23 protein-coding genes and 2 pseudogenes are annotated in these 19,570 nt (G+C 62.5%); 21 read left to right on the top strand and 4 right to left on the bottom strand.

Going from position 1 to position 19,570, the window contains the following annotated elements; translation table 11 throughout:
* The first annotated feature begins 89 nt into the window (after nt 1-89).
* The 8 genes and pseudogenes from L0A91_RS08025 to L0A91_RS08000 all read left to right on the top strand — a co-directional run bounded on the left by L0A91_RS08025 (nt 90) and on the right by L0A91_RS08000 (nt 5,690).
* Complete coding sequence (locus L0A91_RS08025) at nt 90-404, top strand: PadR family transcriptional regulator (protein WP_235243768.1); 315 nt, start codon at nt 90-92, stop codon at nt 402-404.
* Entirely contained in the window at nt 404-982 is a 579-nt protein-coding gene (locus L0A91_RS08020) for a hypothetical protein (protein WP_235243766.1), read from the top strand. Before L0A91_RS08025 ends, L0A91_RS08020 begins: the two co-directional genes overlap by 1 nt.
* A 51-nt stretch (nt 983-1,033) precedes the next feature.
* Nucleotides 1,034-1,639: pseudogene (locus L0A91_RS19830) on the top strand (TIGR02391 family protein); the annotation flags it as partial.
* 226 nt (nt 1,640-1,865) lie between these two features.
* The gene (locus L0A91_RS08015; protein ID WP_235243764.1) at nt 1,866-2,561 is read left to right on the top strand and encodes a hypothetical protein; all 696 of its coding nucleotides are present in this window, start codon (nt 1,866-1,868) and stop codon (nt 2,559-2,561) included.
* A gap of 673 nt (nt 2,562-3,234) precedes the next feature.
* Nucleotides 3,235-3,426 (top strand): annotated as a pseudogene (locus tag L0A91_RS19825) (hypothetical protein); the annotation flags it as partial.
* 149 nt (nt 3,427-3,575) lie between these two features.
* Nucleotides 3,576-3,842: a TetR-like C-terminal domain-containing protein gene (locus L0A91_RS08010; protein ID WP_235243762.1), complete on the top strand. Its 267-nt coding sequence runs from the start codon at nt 3,576-3,578 to the stop codon at nt 3,840-3,842.
* 73 nt (nt 3,843-3,915) lie between these two features.
* A complete protein-coding gene (locus tag L0A91_RS08005) occupies nt 3,916-4,686 on the top strand; it encodes an SDR family NAD(P)-dependent oxidoreductase (RefSeq protein ID WP_235243760.1) in 771 nt (256 codons plus the stop codon).
* Between the two features lie 179 nt (nt 4,687-4,865).
* A complete protein-coding gene (locus L0A91_RS08000) occupies nt 4,866-5,690 on the top strand; it encodes an SDR family NAD(P)-dependent oxidoreductase (protein ID WP_235243752.1) in 825 nt (274 codons plus the stop codon).
* Nucleotides 5,691-6,007: 317 nt separating this feature from the next.
* Here L0A91_RS08000 and L0A91_RS07995 read toward each other — a convergent pair whose 3' ends face one another.
* On the bottom strand, nt 6,008-6,634 hold the full coding sequence (locus L0A91_RS07995) for a DUF2249 domain-containing protein (RefSeq protein WP_235243750.1): 627 nt from the start codon (nt 6,632-6,634) through the stop codon (nt 6,008-6,010).
* Nucleotides 6,635-6,685: 51 nt separating this feature from the next.
* Between L0A91_RS07995 and fdxA the strand changes: the two genes are divergently transcribed.
* The 8 genes from fdxA to L0A91_RS07955 all read left to right on the top strand — a co-directional run bounded on the left by fdxA (nt 6,686) and on the right by L0A91_RS07955 (nt 12,940).
* A complete protein-coding gene (gene fdxA / locus L0A91_RS07990) occupies nt 6,686-7,042 on the top strand; it encodes a ferredoxin (RefSeq protein ID WP_235243748.1) in 357 nt (118 codons plus the stop codon).
* A gap of 55 nt (nt 7,043-7,097) precedes the next feature.
* Nucleotides 7,098-7,637, top strand: a complete 540-nt coding sequence (locus L0A91_RS07985) for a metalloregulator ArsR/SmtB family transcription factor (RefSeq protein ID WP_235243747.1) — start codon at nt 7,098-7,100, stop codon at nt 7,635-7,637.
* Between the two features lie 36 nt (nt 7,638-7,673).
* Nucleotides 7,674-8,189 carry a hypothetical protein gene (locus tag L0A91_RS07980; protein ID WP_235243745.1) on the top strand — a complete coding sequence of 172 codons (516 nt, stop codon included), beginning with the start codon at nt 7,674-7,676 and terminating at the stop codon, nt 8,187-8,189.
* Between the two features lie 319 nt (nt 8,190-8,508).
* On the top strand, nt 8,509-9,402 hold the full coding sequence (locus tag L0A91_RS07975; protein WP_235243743.1) for a universal stress protein: 894 nt from the start codon (nt 8,509-8,511) through the stop codon (nt 9,400-9,402).
* Nucleotides 9,403-9,452: 50 nt separating this feature from the next.
* On the top strand, nt 9,453-10,328 hold the full coding sequence (locus L0A91_RS07970; RefSeq protein ID WP_220121585.1) for a universal stress protein: 876 nt from the start codon (nt 9,453-9,455) through the stop codon (nt 10,326-10,328).
* Between the two features lie 63 nt (nt 10,329-10,391).
* Nucleotides 10,392-11,255 carry a universal stress protein gene (locus tag L0A91_RS07965; protein ID WP_235243741.1) on the top strand — a complete coding sequence of 288 codons (864 nt, stop codon included), beginning with the start codon at nt 10,392-10,394 and terminating at the stop codon, nt 11,253-11,255.
* Nucleotides 11,256-11,399: 144 nt separating this feature from the next.
* Nucleotides 11,400-11,807: a GAF domain-containing protein gene (locus L0A91_RS07960; RefSeq protein WP_235243739.1), complete on the top strand. Its 408-nt coding sequence runs from the start codon at nt 11,400-11,402 to the stop codon at nt 11,805-11,807.
* Between the two features lie 2 nt (nt 11,808-11,809).
* Complete coding sequence (locus tag L0A91_RS07955) at nt 11,810-12,940, top strand: sensor histidine kinase (protein ID WP_235246572.1); 1,131 nt, start codon at nt 11,810-11,812, stop codon at nt 12,938-12,940.
* A 32-nt stretch (nt 12,941-12,972) separates the two neighbouring features.
* Here L0A91_RS07955 and L0A91_RS07950 read toward each other — a convergent pair whose 3' ends face one another.
* Nucleotides 12,973-13,521: a hypothetical protein gene (locus tag L0A91_RS07950; protein ID WP_235243737.1), complete on the bottom strand. Its 549-nt coding sequence runs from the start codon at nt 13,519-13,521 to the stop codon at nt 12,973-12,975.
* 130 nt (nt 13,522-13,651) lie between these two features.
* On the bottom strand, nt 13,652-14,311 hold the full coding sequence (locus tag L0A91_RS07945) for a response regulator transcription factor (protein ID WP_235243735.1): 660 nt from the start codon (nt 14,309-14,311) through the stop codon (nt 13,652-13,654).
* Nucleotides 14,312-14,438: 127 nt separating this feature from the next.
* Between L0A91_RS07945 and L0A91_RS07940 the strand changes: the two genes are divergently transcribed.
* Both L0A91_RS07940 and L0A91_RS07935 read left to right on the top strand, forming a co-directional pair.
* Nucleotides 14,439-15,095, top strand: a complete 657-nt coding sequence (locus tag L0A91_RS07940; protein ID WP_235243733.1) for a hypothetical protein — start codon at nt 14,439-14,441, stop codon at nt 15,093-15,095.
* A 51-nt stretch (nt 15,096-15,146) separates the two neighbouring features.
* Nucleotides 15,147-16,604, top strand: coding sequence for a DUF2252 domain-containing protein (locus L0A91_RS07935; protein ID WP_235243731.1), 1,458 nt, complete (start codon nt 15,147-15,149; stop codon nt 16,602-16,604).
* Between the two features lie 81 nt (nt 16,605-16,685).
* Here the strand turns inward: L0A91_RS07935 and L0A91_RS07930 are convergent, their stop codons facing one another.
* Nucleotides 16,686-18,194, bottom strand: a complete 1,509-nt coding sequence (locus tag L0A91_RS07930; protein ID WP_235243730.1) for a cation:proton antiporter family protein — start codon at nt 18,192-18,194, stop codon at nt 16,686-16,688.
* 338 nt (nt 18,195-18,532) lie between these two features.
* Between L0A91_RS07930 and L0A91_RS07925 the strand changes: the two genes are divergently transcribed.
* The 3 genes from L0A91_RS07925 (at nt 18,533) to L0A91_RS07920 (ending at nt 19,565) form a co-directional block, all read left to right on the top strand.
* Complete coding sequence (locus tag L0A91_RS07925) at nt 18,533-19,060, top strand: ferritin (protein ID WP_235243729.1); 528 nt, start codon at nt 18,533-18,535, stop codon at nt 19,058-19,060.
* Nucleotides 19,061-19,123: 63 nt separating this feature from the next.
* Nucleotides 19,124-19,300 (top strand): hypothetical protein, encoded by a 177-nt coding sequence (locus L0A91_RS18860; protein WP_311197729.1) that lies wholly within the window; start codon nt 19,124-19,126, stop codon nt 19,298-19,300.
* Complete coding sequence (locus L0A91_RS07920; protein WP_311198155.1) at nt 19,239-19,565, top strand: NUDIX domain-containing protein; 327 nt, start codon at nt 19,239-19,241, stop codon at nt 19,563-19,565. The genes L0A91_RS18860 and L0A91_RS07920 overlap by 62 nt, the downstream gene beginning before the upstream one ends.
* The last annotated feature ends 5 nt before the right edge of the window (nt 19,566-19,570 follow it).

Raw genomic sequence — 19,570 nt, 5'->3', positions numbered from 1 at the left:
CTGCGGACACACTGAGAACGATGCGGGTGAAGTCGGACGGCCTCCGCAAGTTATTGCGAGCACCCGCCTACCTATGTAGAGTTAGCCCTATGAAGGTCACTCATTCGCTCGCACTCGTGGCGATCGCGGTCCTGCAGATGGACCAAGAGGACGACGGTCGGATCTGGGGCTACGCCCTGTCGAAGAAGTCCGGCGTCCGGTCCGGCGTTCTCTATCCGATCCTCGACAGGATGATGGGTGAGGGCTGGCTCGAGGACTACTGGGAGGAGCACGCCGAAGGCAAGAAGCGCCCGCCGCGTCGCTACTACAAACTCACCGATGCGGGCCGCACCGGCATCGGTGCGGTGGTACGGAAGGTTGAGCAGGAGCAGCGCTTCGCAGCGATGAAGGTGAGGTTCGCCTGATGAGTTCGGTGATGCTGGTACCCGGCGCGCTCGGCGCGTTCGTGATCGCTTTGCTCATCTTCGGGTTCCTGCCCGGACTGGTGTTGGCGCTCATCGTCAGGCTCTTCCCCAAGGACGACCCGAGACGACGGGAGCTGCAGGCGGAGCTCTACGCCGTCCCGCGCTGGGAGCGACCCTTCTGGGTGTGCCAACAGTTCGAGGTTGCTCTTCGCCTCGGGCTCGCCCCCGAGATTGCCTGGTACTGGGGTCGCTTCGTCTGGCATCGAGCCAAGGTCGAGTCCGGACGGGAGATGCACAAGAAGTACCCGGACTCGTTCTGGGTGCCCGACGCTGAGGAGAAGGCGATGCTTCGTCCCGGCGATCTGGTGAAGCTCATGTGGGAAGTGAAGCGTTCACCGGGGGAGCGGATGTGGGTGAAGATCCTCCACCGCGACGGCGATGTGCTCATCGGCCGGCTGCGCAACTGGCCGGTCTACGTCCACCTCGATCCCGACGCCATCGTCCGGTTCCGCATCGACGACATCATCGACTACGAGCTGGCCGACGAAGGCGATGGTCCCGAGACCATCGCCGCCTGACCTCGCTCCAACCGTCGAGCCGGTGTCGGATCTGACTGGCAACATTGGCCCATGGCACCGCTTCCGTTGCATTTTCGCACCTTCGGGATCACGAAGGTCACCGTCGTCCACGACCCCGGCACCGAGGATGAGGAGCGCTTCGAGACAGAAGCGCACATTCAGGCCACGACCGGATTCTTCGCCGTCGACACGCCGATCTATGAGGGCGACGTCGTCGAGTTTCCGGACCCGCGCGGCGGCACGACGAAGAAGGTCGCGGCGACGGTCGACGTGAACAATCCCACGGGATCCTCGTTCCGTGGCATGCAGCACATCCATGTGACCTGGGGAGCAGCCCCACCGAGCCGCGTCCCACCGGTGCGTCGGCTCTCGATCGAGAACCTCCACGCCGAAGTCATCAGCTCCTCAAGCGAGCTGTTCGCCGACGGACACTACGAGGCTGCGGTGAGCGAGGCGTTCAAGGCGATCGAGGTCCGCGTGCGGACCATGACTGGTTCGGCTCAGTCCGGCGTCAAACTGATGGGCGAGGCATTCGGAGGGGCGGACCCCCGGGTATCGGTGGCTTCGTCAGCCGGTCAGAGTGGCAAGGACGAGCAGGAGGGGTTCGCGGCTCTCTTCCGCGGCGCGATGCTCGGCGTACGCAACCCTCGTGCTCACGACTTGTTTGAGCCGCGCGACCCCCAGCAGGCACTGGAGTTTCTCGGCTTCGCCAGTTGCTTCACCGGCAGCTCGACGGCGCGGTCGCGAAGTAACGTCGACGTCCTCCGTCAGTCTCTGGACCACTGGTCTGCGCAGAGGTTGGTCTGTACCGGAGCGCGGTGGAGTTCAGGTTCGCGCTCTAACAGCTGGCAGCACCCGCAGTACCGGCCTTACGGTTCTGCCCGTGTCCTGGACCGAGCACGCTGTCGCCGAGTTCGGGGAGCGGCCACAGGAGATCCCCAACCATCAGATCGTCGAGGAGGCCGACCTCGCTGTGGCGCTCTTCCAGGATCGCCTCAGGACGCCGAACGGCGAGGCCGAGTCGGGCACGGCAGAGGAGATCAAGGTCCTCGTCGCCGTGGGGAAGTCTGTGGCGGTCTTCGTGAATTCGGCCCCGCACCCGCCCTTGAGCGGAGAGGCGCTCGACGAGCGCCAGCGGCCTAGCGCCTCCCTGGGCGAGTTGCGCAGGACCGCTCTCGTCTTCGAGTACGGCAACGACGGGGCCCTCATCGGTCACCTCAACAACTTCCACCGTCGAGCGACGGAGCAGTTCCAGCAGTCGGTCGAGTCCTCGAAGGACGCGCAGCCCGAGGGGCCGGACCCTTCTGAGGGCGTGTGGCCGCGAGCCGAGGTGCGCGAGAGTGTGGCGACCGACAGCAAGGGTCGCGTGAAAACCCAGCGGCACTGGGCGCTCGTGCTACGCAACACCTCCCGCGGGCCGGCGAGCGATGTCGACTTCGAGTTTCTGGACCTGCCGGAGGACGCGATGTTCTGCACGCATCGAGAGGAAGGCCTCTCGGAACGATCCCGCCCGGCCAGGATGCGCGATTCCCCCTGCTGCTGGCCCTGGGGTCGCCTGACGCGGTCGACTGCGTGGTGACGTGGACGGACGCCACGGTCGCGAAACGAGGGCGACGGTCCGAACCTGACGTTCCTAACCGTGGCGACGTGGTCCGAGCACCCCACGCCTCATGGCTAGGGCCGTCGACGGGGTCGCGCCCGCTTGATGTACGGCAAGCGCGGTCAAGCACAGCGACTAGCTAGTCGTCATCGCAGAGGGCGCACGCACCGGTGCCCCCGCATGCGGGACAGTTCGGATTGGCCGACGCGCGACCCTCTTCGCCGTCCCATCGTTCGAAGTCGCTGTCCCAGACCGAGTAGCCGTCCGGGTTGTGGTCGTGGCCGATGGTGCAGCGGCAGGGCTCGTCCCAACGCGATGAAGGGCCATTCTCCCTCCGGATCACATAGTGACTCTTGCCTGTGGGCATACCGTTCCTTTCCAGTGACGCACTGTGACGTCCACGCTACAGAATCTGGTGGAGTCCCGGTTCAACGTGTAGTGGACCGTCGCAAGTCACGGAATCGGTGTGGACGGCGACGCGGACGTATTCAGCCTGCGGCCGGGGGTCCTTCTGCTGACCATAACGTTTCTAGCCGTGGGAACGTGGTGGATTTTAGATTTTCGGTCTAACGTCTGTGGTCGTCCTTCGTGCGGATCGCGGACCGAATATCCACGGGGCTCGGTTGTGTAGGAGGGCGAGTGCGGGTACCTTATGAAAGGAAACCATTTCGTATCGAAAGGACGGGGCATCGTCATGACAGAGGGCTCAGGTGGACTCGGAGGATCGTCAGGTCGCCCTGTCAATGCTGAACTGACGCCGGCGATCATGGAGGCGGTGCTGTCTCTGCTCGCGGACGAGGGCTACGCCCGGCTGACCACCGCTGCGGTCGCGAAGCGGGCCGGGGTGTCCACAGCGACGCTGTACCGCCGATGGCCCTCCAAGCGGGAGCTCCTGCTGGCCGCGGCTGGTCAGATCGGCGAGGCCGAGGCGGACGACGTCGACACCGGCACAGTGGAGGAGACCTGCGCGCGCTGCTGGCCCATAAGCGTGCTGTGCTCTCCGGCAGGATCGGCGCGACACTCGTCGCGCTCGTCGGCGAGTCGGCGCATGACCGAGAACTCGCCGCGATCGTGCGCACCAGCATCCTCGAACCGACGCGGGAGCACCTGGAGGCGATCTTCGACCGTGCTGCCGCACGGGGCGAGGCCGTGGAGCCGATGCCGCATCCGCGGCGCACCTGGTCGTGGGGACGGTCTTGGCCCGCGTCGCTTTCGCGGAAGGCGCAGGACACGACGACCTTCTGCCGGGCAGCGACGTGACACTCCTGATCCAGGCCATCGCCGGTGACACCGCCCAACCGGGTCCCGGCGGAAGGGCCCGGAGGCGATGACGATGGAGCAGACCGTGGTGATGACCGGAGCGAGCCGCGGGATCGGCCGCACGGCGGCGCGCCGCCTGCTCGCCGGTCGCCCGCAGGCGCATCTGGTGCTGCTGAGCCGTACCGTCCCGCAGGCACTGGTCGACGAGTTGCGAGCAGCCGGCGGGTCGGTGACTGTCATCCGCGCCGACCTGTCCTCTCTGCGCAGCGTGAGCGAGGCGGCTGACGAGGTGGTGGAGCTGGTGCATCCCGGCCGCCTGCCACCGATCGGAGCGCTGGTCTGCAACGCCGGGGTGCAGCTGACGAACGCACTGACCGAGACCGTGGACGGCTTGGAGGCGACCTTCGCGGTCAACGTCCTGGCCAACCACGTCCTGCTGCGGAGGCTCCAGGGGCACCTGCCTCCCAGCGCGCGGGTCGTCGTGACGGTCAGCGACACGCACTTCGGCGACCTGAGGCACAACCTCGGCATGGTGCCGGGCCCGCTGTGGCACCCGGTCGAGACGCTGGCTCGGGTCGCCGCGTTCCCCGACCCGAGCGGCAGCACAGCGGGGCGGGCCGCCTACTCGACCAGCAAGCTCGCCGCCATCTACCTCGTGCACGAATACGCGCGCCGACTCCCGACCGGCTTGACGATCACCTCGTTCAACCCGGGCTTCGTGCCCGGCACCGACCTCGCACGCGATGCCGATGCCATCTCCCGGTTCGCCATGCGACGGGTCATGCCCCTGCTGACGCTCACCCGCTGGCGACCTCCCCAGCCTGGCAGGGCGATTCCTGGCTGACGCGGTGCTCGGCACGGTTGCGGCCCCGTCTGGCGCGTATATCGACCGTGACCGAGTGGCTGCATCATCGCCGGCGTCCTATGACCGGCAGCGCGAGCGTGAAGCCTGGGAGGCGGTCGAAGCGCTCACAGCCCGGTTCCTCCCCTCCGCTGCTGACCCGAACCCAGGAAGGAGAACCGATGAGAACGATCGTCATCACCGGAGCCAGTGACGGCATCGGCGCGGCAGCCAGCCGACAGCTCGCGGAGACCGGCGCACGGCTGATCCTCGTAGGGCGTTCGCCGGAGAAGACCAGCGCGGTCGCCGCCGCCACCGGTGCCGAGCACTATGTCGCCGACTTCGCCAGGCTCGACGACGTACGCCGCCTCGCCGGCGAGCTGAACGAGGTCTGCGAGCGGATCGACGTGCTGGCGAACAACGCGGGCGGCATGTTCTCCGGACCGACAGTCACCCAGGACGGCTTCGAGAAGACCTTCCAGATCAACCACCTCGCCCCGTATCTGCTCACGCACCTGCTGATCGACAAGTTGCTCGACAGCCGCGCGGCCGTTGTCAACACCTCCAGCATCGGCGCGAGACTGTTCGGCCACATCGACCTCGAGGACCTGAACAACTGGGCGGGGTTCTCACCGAACAAGGCCTATGGCGACGCCAAGCTCGCCAACATCCTGTTCACCAAGGAGCTGCACGAGCGCTTCCACGGCCGGGGCCTCTCCTCAGTCGCATTCCATCCTGGCAATGTCGCGACGAACTTCGCCTCGGACACAGACAGCTACTTCCAACGCGTCTACCACGGCGCGCTCAGGGCGTTCCTGATCTCCCCAGAGCAGGGAGGAGCACGCCTGCGGCACTTCATCGAGGGTCAACCGGGCCGGGCGTGGACATCGGGGGAGTACTACGGTGCACCGGGCCGGATCGGCCGCACGAACAGGCAGGCCTACGACGCCGGTATCGCGGTTGAGCACTGGCGGCGAAGCGCGGCCATGCTCAGCATCGACTGGTGAAGAGCATGCGCCCACAACCCCTCGGCTGCAAGTGAGCGGTCTCAGTGACCTTGATCCCTGATCGGAACCAGATGGCTGTACGTACCGGAACGCGGTGGAGTTCCGCTTCAACGTCTGAGTCTATTTCTTGATCTTCATCTTGCCCGGTGGGCAACGCCCATGTGCTCGTCGCCCACGAGAAGTTGGGGCCACCGATCACACTGCCAACGTTTAGGTGCCACGACTTGTCGGGCGCGAGGGGGCTATTTGCGCGACCAGAAACGGCAGAGACTTCGCCGAGGCCGGAGTCTAGTTAGTCGATCTTCTGAATGAGGCTACTAACTGCGCGGTGGACCGGAACCAATAACCAGGCCTTGTTTGCGTTGGTGCACGGTGAGATAGCGCAGCCCATCGCCACCTGCGGTGAACTCCCGCCGAGACCGGCGTGGCAGGAAGACCAGGTCGCCGGGGGAGAGTTCAACGTCTCCCAGCTCGGTGGTCAGGCGCCCTTGTCCGACCAGCACATAGATCAGCACATCGAGGTCAGGCCCGGTGTGGGCATCAATGCGTCCCTGCGGCGGCAGAGCAATGATGTTGGAGTCCAGGTCGCGCTCGCGGACCTGGAGCTTCCACGCGGCACCGGTCATATCCGGGGTAGCGGCTGCACCGGTGAGGTCGTTGGTATTGACCAGCACCCGGGGCAGTGGCGCGCTGCTGGCCTTGCTGATCCGGATTCGCCAGTCGCGGGGCTCCTGGTTGAGGTACTCCCAGCCGTAGCTGCCCGGGTGCTCCATCTCGAACTCGTCCCGCAGGTGTTTGGGGTCGTGATCATTGATGAGCACGAACGAGCCGCCGGCCGGGAGTGCCGCATACGCGGCGAAGATCGCTGGATGCTTATCTGGCTTGCGCATCGGGCGCACGTCAAGGCGTTGCGCCGAGTGCGGAGCGGTCTCATCGGTATTCATTGGGCCTCCAGGGCTATTTAATACAAGTGCAGATTGTGTAAACTCTAGACCATGACTTACGTGATCGGACAGCCGTGTGTCGACATCGTCGATCGAGCCTGCGTGGACGAGTGCCCAGTGGACTGCATCTACGAGGGCAAGCGGGCGCTGTATATCCACCCGGACGAGTGCGTCGACTGCGGGGCGTGCGAGCCGGTCTGTCCGGTGGAAGCGATCTACTACGAGGATGACCTGCCGGACACCTTGCAGCCCTACTTGACCGACAACGCCGACTTCTTCAGTGAGACGCTGTCGGGGCAGGACGCCCCGCTGGACTCCCCAGGTGGCGCGGCCAAGCTTGGTGCCTTGGGGGTGGACACGCCCCTCGTCGCTGGATTGCCGCCGCAGGGGGATGGGGCAGGAGAATGACAGCTATGCGGGAAGACACCTCAGCGGACAGGGAGAGCCAAGCACTCGCACGCAGGTGTTGCAGGCGCTCAAAGACGCCGGGGGTCCGCTGACGATTCTTGACCTTGCCGAGCGCCTGGAAGTGCACCCCAACACGATCCGCTTCCACCTGACGAAGCTGGTTGAGCAGGCCCAGGCCGAGCGGGTCAGCGAGCCACATCAAGTCCGGGGTAGGCCGCCCCAGTTGTTCCAAATTGCCCCAGGGATGGATCCGACCGGGCCACGGCACTACCAGGCGCTCGCGGCCGCCTTCGTGCACAGCGTCGCGGCGGGTCCGGACCCGGGCGCCCAGGCCCTCGAGGTGGGCCGGGCCTGGGGCCGTGAGTTGGCCTCGTCGCCTTCGACTCCCGCACCAAAAGAGCCGATCGAAGCGCTAGTGCTGATGCTAAATCGAGTTGGGCTTCGCCCCCGAGTGGGATCGAGACGTGCCACATTCGCAGATCGAATTGCAGCACTGCCCGTTCCTCGAGTTGGCCACCGAGCAGCCCGAGGTGGTCTGCCCGTTGCATCTGGGGTTGATGCAGGGCGCGGTGCAGACCTGGCAGGCGCCCGTTGATGTTGATCGGCTGGAGCCGTTCGTCACCCCGGACCGGTGTCTGGCCCACCTGTCCGCGGCAACCAGGTGAGGCGGTCACCGAGTCGCCCTGAGGCTGCCTTAGTCAGTATCGGCGTGGGTTGCGTCGTCTTCGGCGGCCTCGTGGCTGCGGCAACGGGGCCGCTCGGTTTGGAGCAGGGCAGTTGGGTGGCGGCCTATTTGGTGCTTGTCGGCGGGGTCGCCCAGGTCGCGATGGGACTAGCGCCAGCCTGGTTGACCAGGCGCCCGACATCACCCACCATCAGTTGGAGCACGCTTGCCTCGTGGGACCTGGGCAGCGCCCTCGTCATCGCGGGAACCCTGGCTGACCTGCCGCTCGTGGTTGACGGCGGCTCAGTTTTACTGGTGATCGGGTTGGCCACTGCGCTGTATGCCGTCCGCCGCGACGCACAACACTCGGGTGCCCTAGACGCGGGATGGCTATTGGATGTGGCTTATCGAGCGCTGTTGTTTGTGCTGCTGGTCAGTATCCCTATTGGAGTTGTGTTCGCTCACCTGCGGGCGGATGGCTGAGGTTGCCAAGCCGACATCTGACTACATTTCTGGTCGTTCCGCGAAGAACCGCACCATCATCGGTTCAAGGTTGCTAGTGGCTAGCAGTTCTTGCCATCCTGCATCGAGCGGTAAGCCGGCCGTGAGGTCAGCAAGCGCCTGTGGCCAGTTTGACCAGCTGTTGCTTGTTTATACGTTGCCGATATGACCAGCGAGCCGCATACACACCCAGAGGGACTTAAGGCCCTATCGGCGTGTCTAATCAATCATTAATCTTCCACTATCCGCCTACAGTGTTCGATTGCGCTGAACAGTGGCCTACCAAGTCAAGGAGATAGTTATGGCATTGCCATCAACCACCGACCGGGTCATCGTTGGATATGACGGGTCAAAACCCTCAGAGGCCGCACTTCAGTGGGCCGCTCGGGTAGCTGATCACCAGGGCCAAAAGCTTATCGTCATGCATGCCGCTGAATGGATTACCTACACTCAAGACGCGGGTAGCGGTTTGGCAGAGAATGCTGACATTCTTGCCGAAGCACGAGAGATCGCCGAACGGGGTCGGGACAAGGTGTTGACTGATTTCCCCAACCTTGACGTCGAGGTAGCCACTTCCCTGTTTAGCGCAAAGGTGGCGATTGGCGAACTCTCCACCACCGCCTCTCTTGTCGTGCTTGGCAGTCATGGGCGGAGTCGCTTCGGCACTCTGTTGATGGGGTCGACCGCGTATGCGATGGCTGGATATGCCCGCTGCCCCCTGGTCATCGTTCGTGAAGGAGCCAACGATCTGCCCGGCCCGACCCGCCCAGTGGTGGTAGGCGCGGACGGAACCAGCGGCGCCGCCCGAGCGGTCGAACGCGCAGTTTCAGTCGCTCGGGAATGGGGTGCCCCGCTGATGCTAGCCACCACCTGGGCACCCGCCCCGCCGGACCCATGGGACAAGGGACCGCTGGGCTACCACTCGGCTGGTGAGGCCAGTGCCGCATACAAAGCTAAGGCAGAGACCGAAAACGCTGCGGCTGCAGAGCGGGTCTCTGCTGCCAATCCTGATCTGCAGGTCCTCGGCGCCGTGATTGAAGACCATGCTGTCGCGGGGCTTGTTAACGCCGGTGACCGAGGCGGCCTGCTCGTGCTCGGCACCCGTGGTCATGGCGCACTCGTCGGCTCCTTGCTGGGCTCCACTAGCCTAGGTGCACTGCATACCTCAACTTCGCCGGTCATGATCGTGGACTGACGCGGGGATGTGGTCACCAACAAGAGCGGGACGAAGACGAAGGAGTAAACATGGCCAAGGCGGGCGCGGGCAACGTAGTTGTCGCGGTAGACGGCACCACGGGATGTCAAGGTGCTTTGCGGTATGCCGTCGAGCAAGCCGTGGAGCGCGATTGCGGCCTGAGCTTGGTGCATGTGCTACCTCGGCTCAGCGCTCAGGCATTGGCGCTGCCCAATGTTCCTCAGCAAGTCGAGGCCGCAGGCACTGCAATATTGGCGGAGGCAGCTGCGCTCTTAGCCGAGCTAGCCCCTGATCTGAAGACATCGACGGACTTGCGCACGGGGTCTCGGATCTCAGAATTGCTGAAGGCTGCCACTGCCGAGCAGTTGCTGGTGGTGGGCCGCGAAACGTACACGGGGATCGATCGGCTCGTCTTCGGAGCGACCACCGCTGCGGTCGTAGCCCGATCCGACGTGCCGACCGCTGTGGTACCGAGTGACTGGGAGTCGTTGCCGACGCAGAAGCGGGTCGTCGTAGGCATCCGGACAGATGAAGGTAGCGAGGGCTTGTTCGAAACAGCCTTTGAATACGCCGTTGCTAATGATGCCACCATCGAGGTCGTCCACGCGTGGGCAATCCCTGATCCATACATCGACCGCATAGAAAGCCGAGACAATCTTGGTGGTTGGGTCGAGGCTGGCACCAAAATGGCAGAGCAGGCTTTGCAGCCATGGCGGGCTCGCTACCCTGACGTTGCTGTCTCAGTCCGAATTTTGCACGATCAGCCTATCCATGCGCTGTTGGAAAGCGCTAAGGGTGCTGCCGTGATGTTCTTATTGCGCAGAGCTGCACCAAGATTCCTGGGTGCACACCTGGGCAGGACGGCCCGCTACGTCATTGGCGAAGCGCCCTGCCCCGTCCACGTTCTGCCCCACCCATCCACGTAAGCCGGTCAGCCACCAAGGGGTCACGAGGCACCGGGTGTGCAGTCACCCCTAGAAGGAGCACAGATGCGACCCATCGTCGTAGGAGTAGATCCAGAAGAGCCAACTTCTGCGGCTGTAGATTGGGCTATCGGTGAAGCTAAATTACGCAAACGCCCGTTGTCTCTTGTCCTGGCCTGCGGAATTCCAGCAGCGCCTCAACATGAATATCCCATTGGGATGAACCTGCCGCTGAAATGGGCAGAAGAGGTAGTCGCTAAGACCGCCGAGTATGTCCGGGCTCAGGCGCCGCAGGTGCAGGTTGATAGCCAAGTTGAGCCAGGCACCCCTGGCCAAGTGCTCGTGGCGGCATCAGCGGGCGCCGAGGTCGTCGTCGTCGGACGCCAAGGTCTCGGTAGGGTCGAAAGTGCGAGGCTAGGGTCCACGTCTGCGCAGATTGCCGCCCACGCGCGGTGCCCCGTGGTCGTCGTTAGCGACAAAACTGACCCACATGTCGATCGCCCAGTCGTCGTGGGAGTTGACGGGTCACAAGCCAATTCGGCAGCGATTGAGTATGCCTTTCAGGCGGCACAATTGCGTAAGGTTCCCCTCATTGCGATCTATGCCTGGGAGCTAAATCTCTCCGAGAAGGCCATTCTAATGTGGATGGGTCAAGAGAACTTTGACAACCTATGCCGGGACCAAGAGCGGGTGGTGCATGAGGCAATGGCCGGCTGCTCGCAGAACTACCCAGACGTCGAGGTAGACCACGTGGTCTCCCGCCAGCCACCGCTAGCCAGGCTGGAGACTGAAGCTCGCTCGGCTGGACTGCTGGTGGTGGGCAGCCGTGGGCGCGGTGGATTCGCTCGCTCAGTGTTGGGTTCGGTTAGTCAGGGCCTGTTGTACCGCGTGCATGAGTGCCCCGTGGTTATCGCCCGCGACGTTGAGTGAAAGCGGTACGGTGGGCGCAACGCACTAGACTCCGACCGTATGGATCAGCCTTCGGCCACCGCCACCGCCACTGATACTGACACTGTCGACATAGAGCGAGATCGACTCCGACGTCTGTTGGGCACCGTCCAAGAACTAGGTGCGATGGATGCCACTGATCTAGACGGTTTACTGCGCCATATCGTGCAAGTCGCCTGCCGAATGACCAGTGCCCGCTACGGTGCCCTAGTCGTCTTGGCTGAGGACGATCGCGAGCGAATCAGTCATTTCATTACGCATGGGCTATCTGAAAAACAGCGCCGTGCCATTGGCGGCCACCCGGCCTGTGAAGGCTTATTAGGCAGGCTGATGCGCCGACCCGTTGGCTTCAGACTGGACGACGTCACAAAAGAACCTGACGCTACCGGGTTTCCCGCGGGTCATCCTGTGATGCACACGTTCCTTGCCATGCCGATCCGCATCGGGTCAACCGTTTTTGGTCACCTCTATCTCACTGAGCGCGAGCGCAATACCCTTTTAGTGACCAGGACGAGGAAACGGTTGACGCCTTGACGGTGGTCGCGGGCAGTGTCATCGATCTCACCCGGCAAAGGTTGGAGGCCAAGAGTCATCGCGACCTCAGCGACTCGCTGCGACAGATCAATCGCGCGCTGCTCGCCGAAAGTGATCCGACGCGAGTTTTGCCACTGGTCCTCACTCAAGCGCGACACCTTCGACAGGCCAAGGCGGCCGGTGTCCTGCTAGCCACCGACGATGACCGCGAGTTCGTCGTCCTGGCTGCGGACGGCGCCAGTGGCAGTGAGCTGCTCAAAGATGCGCGCCGCTGTGTGCAACACAGTTTGGTGCGTAGAGAAAGTGTGCATTGGACCAACGGTGCCGCACCGTCGGATGCTGGTGCGGGTCCGAGGCACAACAGCGCAGTTCCGGTTCAATTGCAGAACGGATCTTTTGCGGTTTTGGTAGTGGTGGGTTGGCTCCCGACGACCACCGTCACCAGCCGGTATACCGAGGAAGTGTTTGAAGCATTTGGTGATCAGGTGGGGCTAGTCCTAGACCGGGTAAAAGCCGGACAGAATCACGATGTGCTGGTCAAGGTTGAGGACCGCGAGCGCATCGCACGAGACTTGCACGATCTGGTCATCCAACGAATCTATGCCGCTGGTTTGGCCCTGCAGGGAGCGAGCCGACTGGAGCCTAAGCCGGCGGTCGCAGAGCGCATCGATCGCACGATCGTGGAACTCGATGCCACGATCCGAGACCTACGAGCCACCATTTTCGCCTTGACTCCAGCCAAGGTCGGGCACTCGGTCCACGACCAAATCGGAGAATTGCTGAGCGGTTATGCCCTGAATCTGGGCTTTGAGCCAGCCATGCGCTGCGATGAAGAGATCGAGGGGGTGCTAGATATAGATGGTCGGCAGGCACTGATGATGGTTCTGCGGGAGGCGCTGTCGAACGTGGTCCGCCACGCCCAGGCAACGTCGGTCGAAGTAGCCGTCTTTGTTGAGGAGAAGCACTTGGTGGCGGTGGTCACGGACAACGGCGTAGGCCTGCCGAGCCAAGTGATGGAAAGCGGACTAAATAATGTGCGCACCCGTGCCCAGCAACTGGGTGGGTCGATGGACCTGCTAGCTCATGCCCCGCGTGGCTCGGTGTTGCGGTGGCAGGTGCCCATTCACTACTAGCAGTGCGTGGCCCATCGACCCAGCGAAAGTTGTCAGCGAAGGATGGGCATCTTCTTGACGATGTCTGTGTTTTTCCACCAAGTGCCGATGCCCAGGGTGTCGCCTGCTGAAGCAAGGGCAAAGTAGACCACGATGAGTGCGCCGGTCAGGTGATCATCAATGAAAGGGTTGGTCGCAATGGGGAGTGCGGCCAGCCACATAAACATATAGAGCAAGCCGCCAGAGACAGCGGCAATGTACATGCCTGCCCCACTCATTAGGGCCACTCCAATGCCAAGTAGCCCCAGCATAAACAGCCACGAAACCCATCCCTGTCCGGCCAGACTGCTGAAGAAGGATGAGAAGGTGCCTTCGCTGTTGGACAGGTAGCCAAAGGTCGGGTCTCCGCCATTGATCCAAGCATTCTCGCTAGCAGTGGCTTTGCCTAGTCCAAACAGCTTGTCCAGAAAAGCCCACAAGAAGGTGAAGCCGAAGAGGATGCGCAACACCCCAAGTAGCATCCGCGCGGGGGACTTGTTGGCGCCTTCGAAGGACGCTGGTTGATGGTCAACATGGTGGGTCTCAGCTGAGGCCTCATTCATGATTTCTCCTAGATAGGGGTTCGGATCTGGGCAGTTCCCTGATGGGACGGGCACGGCCTACTTCTAGGATCTTGCGGGGAGGCGTTGAGCACTACGGGCTTTAGTCCCGAGTGTTCAAATAGTTTTGGGGTTAATGCTCTTGGAAGCGAGTGCTCAGCACGGCAGCCTGCGTGCGACGTTCTAGGCCGAGCTTGGCCAGGATCGAGGAGACATAGTTTTTAATAGTCTTCTCCGCTAGGTGTAGTCGATCTCCGATCTGGCGGTTTGTCAGCCCTTCGGCGATCAACTCAAGAACTCGCTTTTCCTGCGGAGAGAGCACGTTGAACTGATTGCGCTCCGGGTCTCCGTGTTGCATTCGATCCAGCACCCGCGCACTTTCCGCCGGCTCCAGTAGCGACTTTCCCGAAGCCACTAGGCGGATGCTGTCGACCAAACCCGATCCGCTGATCTGCTTGAGCACGAATCCGGAAGCGCCCGCGATGATCGAAGCGAAGTGTGCATCGTGATCATCGTATGAAGTCAAAATGAGTGCGTTTACATCGGGAGCTTGAGCGCGGACATCGCGACATACCTCGATGCCTGACCCGTCAGGTAGCCGAGCATCTAGCACCGCAACGTCAGGGCGCAAGGAAGGGATTTGAGCCAAGGCTCGGACCGCACTTCCCGACTCGCCAACGATCTCCATGTCAGGCTCGACGGAAAGTAGGTCCCGTAGCCCGCGTCGGACCAACTCGTGATCGTCCAAGAGATAGATCCGGATCGGATGTGCGCCGGGGTCTGCAGGTTCCATGCCGAAACACTAGCGAGTGGCAGATGAGCCTTCCAGGGCCGTTCGACCCTGAATGAACACCACCATGTGCTCAACGCCACTGAGGCGTGGGTGGAGTTCCGCAGCCTGTCTGTGGTGTCATCACCAGATGAGCCACGATTTGAAAACCGACACCGAACCGACCGAGCCTGACGCAAAGGGAGAACAGGAACTCGCTGAGTCCGATCCCGTGCTGACCGACCAGCAGTGGGGTCTTGTCCTTGAGGCTCGCGTCGACTACGCCGAGGCCGTGGCGCCAGCATACGACGAGGTTTTCGAGGTTGTCGCCGCACAGGCAGTAGCAGTGGGCAGTCTTGGCAAAGCAGACATCGCAGCTTTGGTCTTTTGGAAGCGGGCCACTACCAAGACCGAATGGGTCATTGGTCTGCTCGCCACCCCCGAAGCCGACGTGCGGGCCGTCACCGCCCGTGCTTTGACGTTGGTGAACGACCCCGCCCTTTCCACCGCGGAAGCCGCGGACCAAGCTCGCGAGGTCTTGGCCGACCTGCCCGGGCTCGACAAGGGCGATGCACTCATCTCGGCCGTCTTGGCGGCAGCGGCCCCCGCGCGGATGGCTAATTTCAGCCGCCAAACGCAGGCCGGTCTAAAGAAGGTCGGTATTTCCGTGGGCACGGGCGAAGCCGTCTACCGTCGCTACATGGAGTCTGTTGACTCCATTGTTGCCCTGGCCCGCACTCACGGTCACCCATGGACCAGCGGTGACGTCGCCGTGGCGCTGCACCAGTTGGGCCGGACCAAGAAGTAGCCGACCGGCTAGCCTGTCTCTAACGTCGCAGACAAGCAGACAAGGCAGCACATGACTGAGCAGGTCCACCGCGGGCACCAAATATTGGCGACAGCAGATTCGGCTGCCTTTTCTTCGGTTCGAAAAACGCCAACCACCCGCCAAGAGCGATATGCAATGGGCAAAGCTCTGCGCAAACAGGTCCCGCGCAAGTCATTGGCTCACTGGCAGCCCTTCGCGGACCGTTCCAACCCCGTGGATCTGCTCCGCGAGTCTCATGAAGGCCGCGTTGCAGGATTAATCCCGGTGCGGGTGGCCCGCATGGTCACCTCGCCGTATGGCTTCCTGCGGGGGACTGCGGTTGTGATGGCTGCTGACGTTGCCGCTCTGCCAGCCACGGGAATTATGCCGGTCATCGGGGGAGATGCGCACTTCGGCAACTTCGGCTTCTACGCCTCGCCCGAAGGTGAATTAGTGATCGACCTCAACGACTTTGATGAGGCACATCCGGGTCCCTGGGAGTGGGACCTGCGACGACTGGTGGCCAGCATCTGGGTGGCGGGCCGGGAAAATGGACTGAAGGAAAGCGAATGCGAGTCCGCCGTTCGCGCCAGTGTGGCTGCTTACCGCGAAGAACTGCGATTCCTGGCCAACCAGCCACTCATGATGCGCTCCTACAACCGTCTTGACGTGCACCGAATGCACGAGACTGCCACTGAAAAGTCGCTCCGCAAGGAGATCAAGCGATCCGCCAATCGGGCGCGAAAGCGCACCAGCGACCGCGCTCTGCCTAAATTCACCAGTGACGACGGTGGCCAGCGGCACATTGTCGAAGACCCGCCCACCATCGTGCGAGTCACGGGCAAAGAGCGAGATGACCTGGAGGAGGCCATCGACGCCTATCTGGACACGCTGGCCCCCCACTGGAGACGTGTCGTCGGCGGCTACACGATCGTGGACGTAGCGCACAAAGTGGTTGGCGTTGGCAGCGTCGGATTGCGTGCCTATGTCGTCCTCTTGGAGGGCAGCACCCCCGACGACGTCTTGTTCTTGCAACTCAAGCAGGCTCGTCGCTCCGTTCTGGCACCGTATGTGCACGGTGACTCGGTTTGGCACGCACACCAGGGCCAACGCGTCGTCGAATATCAGCAGGCCCTACAGACCGTGAGCGACCCGCTCTTGGGATGGACTTCGGTCGGCGACAAGACCTATTACGTGCGCCAATTCAGAAACAGCAAGGGCACTATTCCGCTAGATTCGATGGATGCGGCGGCGCTCGCAGACTACGCGGGCATCGTCGGTCACCTTCTCGCCAAGGGGCATGCCCGTACGAGTGGGGCCTCGATGATCGCCGGATATGTCGGCAAAAAACCCAAGGTGGACAAGGCGATGGCCAAGTTTGCCCGGAGGTATGCCGACCAGACGAGCGCGGATCACGCTGAGTTGGTCAAGGCGGTCAAGAGCGGCGACATACCCATCACCGAGGGCGCTTTGGACAACATGGGTTCGGCCTTCCGCCCGTCGTGGTAAGGACTCGGCAGCTTCAACATAGGTGGAGCGAGCCGCAGGGGAGTCGCACCGCAGCGAAGTACGGGCGGGCAACAGGATCGGCTACAGCGAAGGTGGCTTGTCCTGTGCGATGACCTCAAACGCCTCATCAGCCAACTGGATGCCAGCGCCGCTATAGAGCTGGAGCACCGAGTCAGCTCCAGGTGCCTTCACGTCGGCGACCTCGTCGTCATATTGCGCGACGGCCGCGACCCGACCCGCGAAGTCGCTGTCGCGCAAGTTGCGCAGCGCAGCCAGGTTGGACCCGTGGAATGGCATCGCCAGCACGACGAGCCGCACGTTGTTGGCCATTGACACCCGCTCCCAGAACGCCGCGTCGGTGGCATCGGCCTCTTGCACATCGAGCCCATAAGCCACCAACTCCTGCACCCGGTTGATGTTGTTCTCCACGCCAACAACGCGCTGGCCATACTCCTCTTCCAACTGGTGATAAGCCGCGCGGCCAATCCGGCCCATGCCGAGCACGACGGCGTTGCCCCGACTAAGGTCGATTGGCCGGTCTTCGGGGTGCAGAGTGGTGGCGTCTTGCATCGGAAGGCGGGGAACGAGCACTGACACGATCTTGCTTTCGGTGCGGTTGGTGATGGCTGAGATCACGAAAGACAGAGCAACGGCCACCGACAGCACAACGAGCCATTGCTCATCAATCAGTCCCCCTTCGACGCCGACAGCAGCAACGATCAGCGCAAACTCGGAGAAGTTGCCCAGCGCCAAACTGGTCAGGATGGCTGAGCGATGCCCGAGTCGCTGCCAGGCCAACAGGAAGAAGTAGCTAGCCGTCTTGATCGGGATCAGCACCATCAACAAGATGGCGATCACGATCGACTCACCGGTCGGCATAGCGCCCAATCCGATCGAGATAAAAAAGCCAACCAGCAACAGTTCTTTGATCGTGAACAGGCTCTTGGAGAGCTCCCCAGCGGCGGGGTGGCCGGCCAGCAGCGCACCAACGATGAGGGCGCCCAAGTCGCCCTTCAACCCCACCAACTCGAACGCGGCATACCCAGGCACGAGTGCCATCACGATGCCAAAGAGCGCCTGCATCTCACCGTGCGGCACCATGTCCCAGACCTTGCGGATCACCCAGGCGCCGGGGATCAGGAGCAACAACGCCAAGGCCCACGGGCTGGGCGGACTGCCTTTCAACGCGGTTAAAAAGACCACTGCGGCAATGTCTTGCATGATCAGCACGCCGATCGCGACGCGTCCGTAGTGTGACTGCGATTCGCTGCGATCAGAAAGCACCTTGACAACGAACACGGTGCTGGAGAACGACAAGGCAAACGCGATGAGCACTAAGGCGCCGAAGTCCGTGCGGGCCAGCAGCGGAAGGCTGAGCAGGTTCACCGCGGCGAGCAAACCTAGGCCGATCACGACGGTGAGGCCCATGTGGGCCGCCGAGGTGAGCCATACCTCTCGCTTGATCAGGCTGCGCACATCCAACTTGAGCCCGATGCCAAACAACAGCAACGTGACACCCAGGTCGGCGAGCGTGGTGAGGGCATCAAACTGCTCGACACCAATGCCATTGAGCACAAAGCCGGCGGCCAAAAATCCAACTAACGGGGGAGTCGAATAGCGACTGCGACCATAGCCGCAACAAACGTGACGGCCAAGTACATCGACACGGTCGCCATGGTGGAGCCCTTCATCGTTGCCGGGGAGTGCAGGGGTTGCGCTGAGTTTAATCTACCGAGTCACCCCTACTTGCCGGTCAGAGCTCAGTGAATAAAGTCATGAAGTGCTGCCGAAATTGCTTTGAGGTCCATCTTTGTGATGAGGTAAACCTTGCCGAGCAGATCTTGAGCGGGGAGATCCAGAGGCGAGCCTAACGTTGGCGAGCCTGGCATTGACTGCACAAGCACGCGCAACAGGGCTAGGTTTGACGTATGAGTTCCTTTCAGGCATTGATGCAAGAGCAGGTCCGCAACGAGTTCACTGCTAGCCAGCAGTACATCGGGATTGCCGTCTGGTTTGACGGTCAAGACCTCCCGCAACTGGCCGCGCACTTCTATCGCCAGTCGCTCGAAGAGCGTAACCACGCCATGATGCTGGTTCAGTACATGTTGGATCGTGAGATGCAGGTGACGATCCCCGGGGTTGAGGTCAAGCCAGTCAACTTCCAGCAGGTGACTGACCCGATCGTCGCTGCCTTGGAGCAGGAAAAGGAAGTCACCGCCCAGATTGAAAAGCTCTTCCGTGCGGCCCGCGAAGAAGGCGACGTCATCGGCGAACAGTTCATTCAGTGGTTCCTCAAGGAACAGGTCGAAGAAGTTGCCTCCACGAGCACCTTGTTGACCGTGGCCGAGCGCGCGGGCGACAACTGGTTCCACTTGGAGGACTACCTGGCTCGCGAGACGGTCGGCGATGAAGGTGCAGACGCCTCGGCCCCCGCAGTCGCCGGTGGCGCGCTCTAAGCGACGCGTGAGATTGGACGACGCACCGAAGGCGCAGGCCAAGCGTTGTGCTATCCATCACGTATGAAGCAGCAACAGGGCCTCGTGGTCGTCGTCGCAGGGGCGATTGTTGACGACCTCACCAGCCCCACCAACTCCTGGCGGCCCGGCGAACAGCACCTGCTGACCTCGCCGGGCGCTGGAGCTGCCTGGTGGGAAGGTCGAGCGCGGCGAGGCCTTCGAGGCAGCGCTGAGCCGTGAATTGGCTGAAGAATTAGGGGTAAAGGTCCAGGTGGGGGCGGTTATTCCGGCAACTGGTGGGGGTCGGTGGCCGTTGCGCCCCGCATACGAAATGGTTGTTTATTGGGCGACCATCAGTGCTGGCGATCCAGTGCCGCTCGAAGATCACGACGCGCTGGTGTGGGTTGACGCGAGTGAGGCATTGTCGCTGGACTGGCTGCCGACGAACCGGCCCATCGTGGAGCAACTTCTGCAGACCATGTATAAGGTTCGCGCAGACTCCTGAGATAC

Origin of the sequence: Ornithinimicrobium sp. INDO-MA30-4 (assembly GCF_021535045.1) — a bacterium.
Classification (GTDB): domain Bacteria; phylum Actinomycetota; class Actinomycetes; order Actinomycetales; family Dermatophilaceae; genus Ornithinicoccus.
The sequence above is the reverse complement of the archived record's forward strand: the minus strand, read 5'-3'. Positions and strand labels throughout refer to the sequence as shown.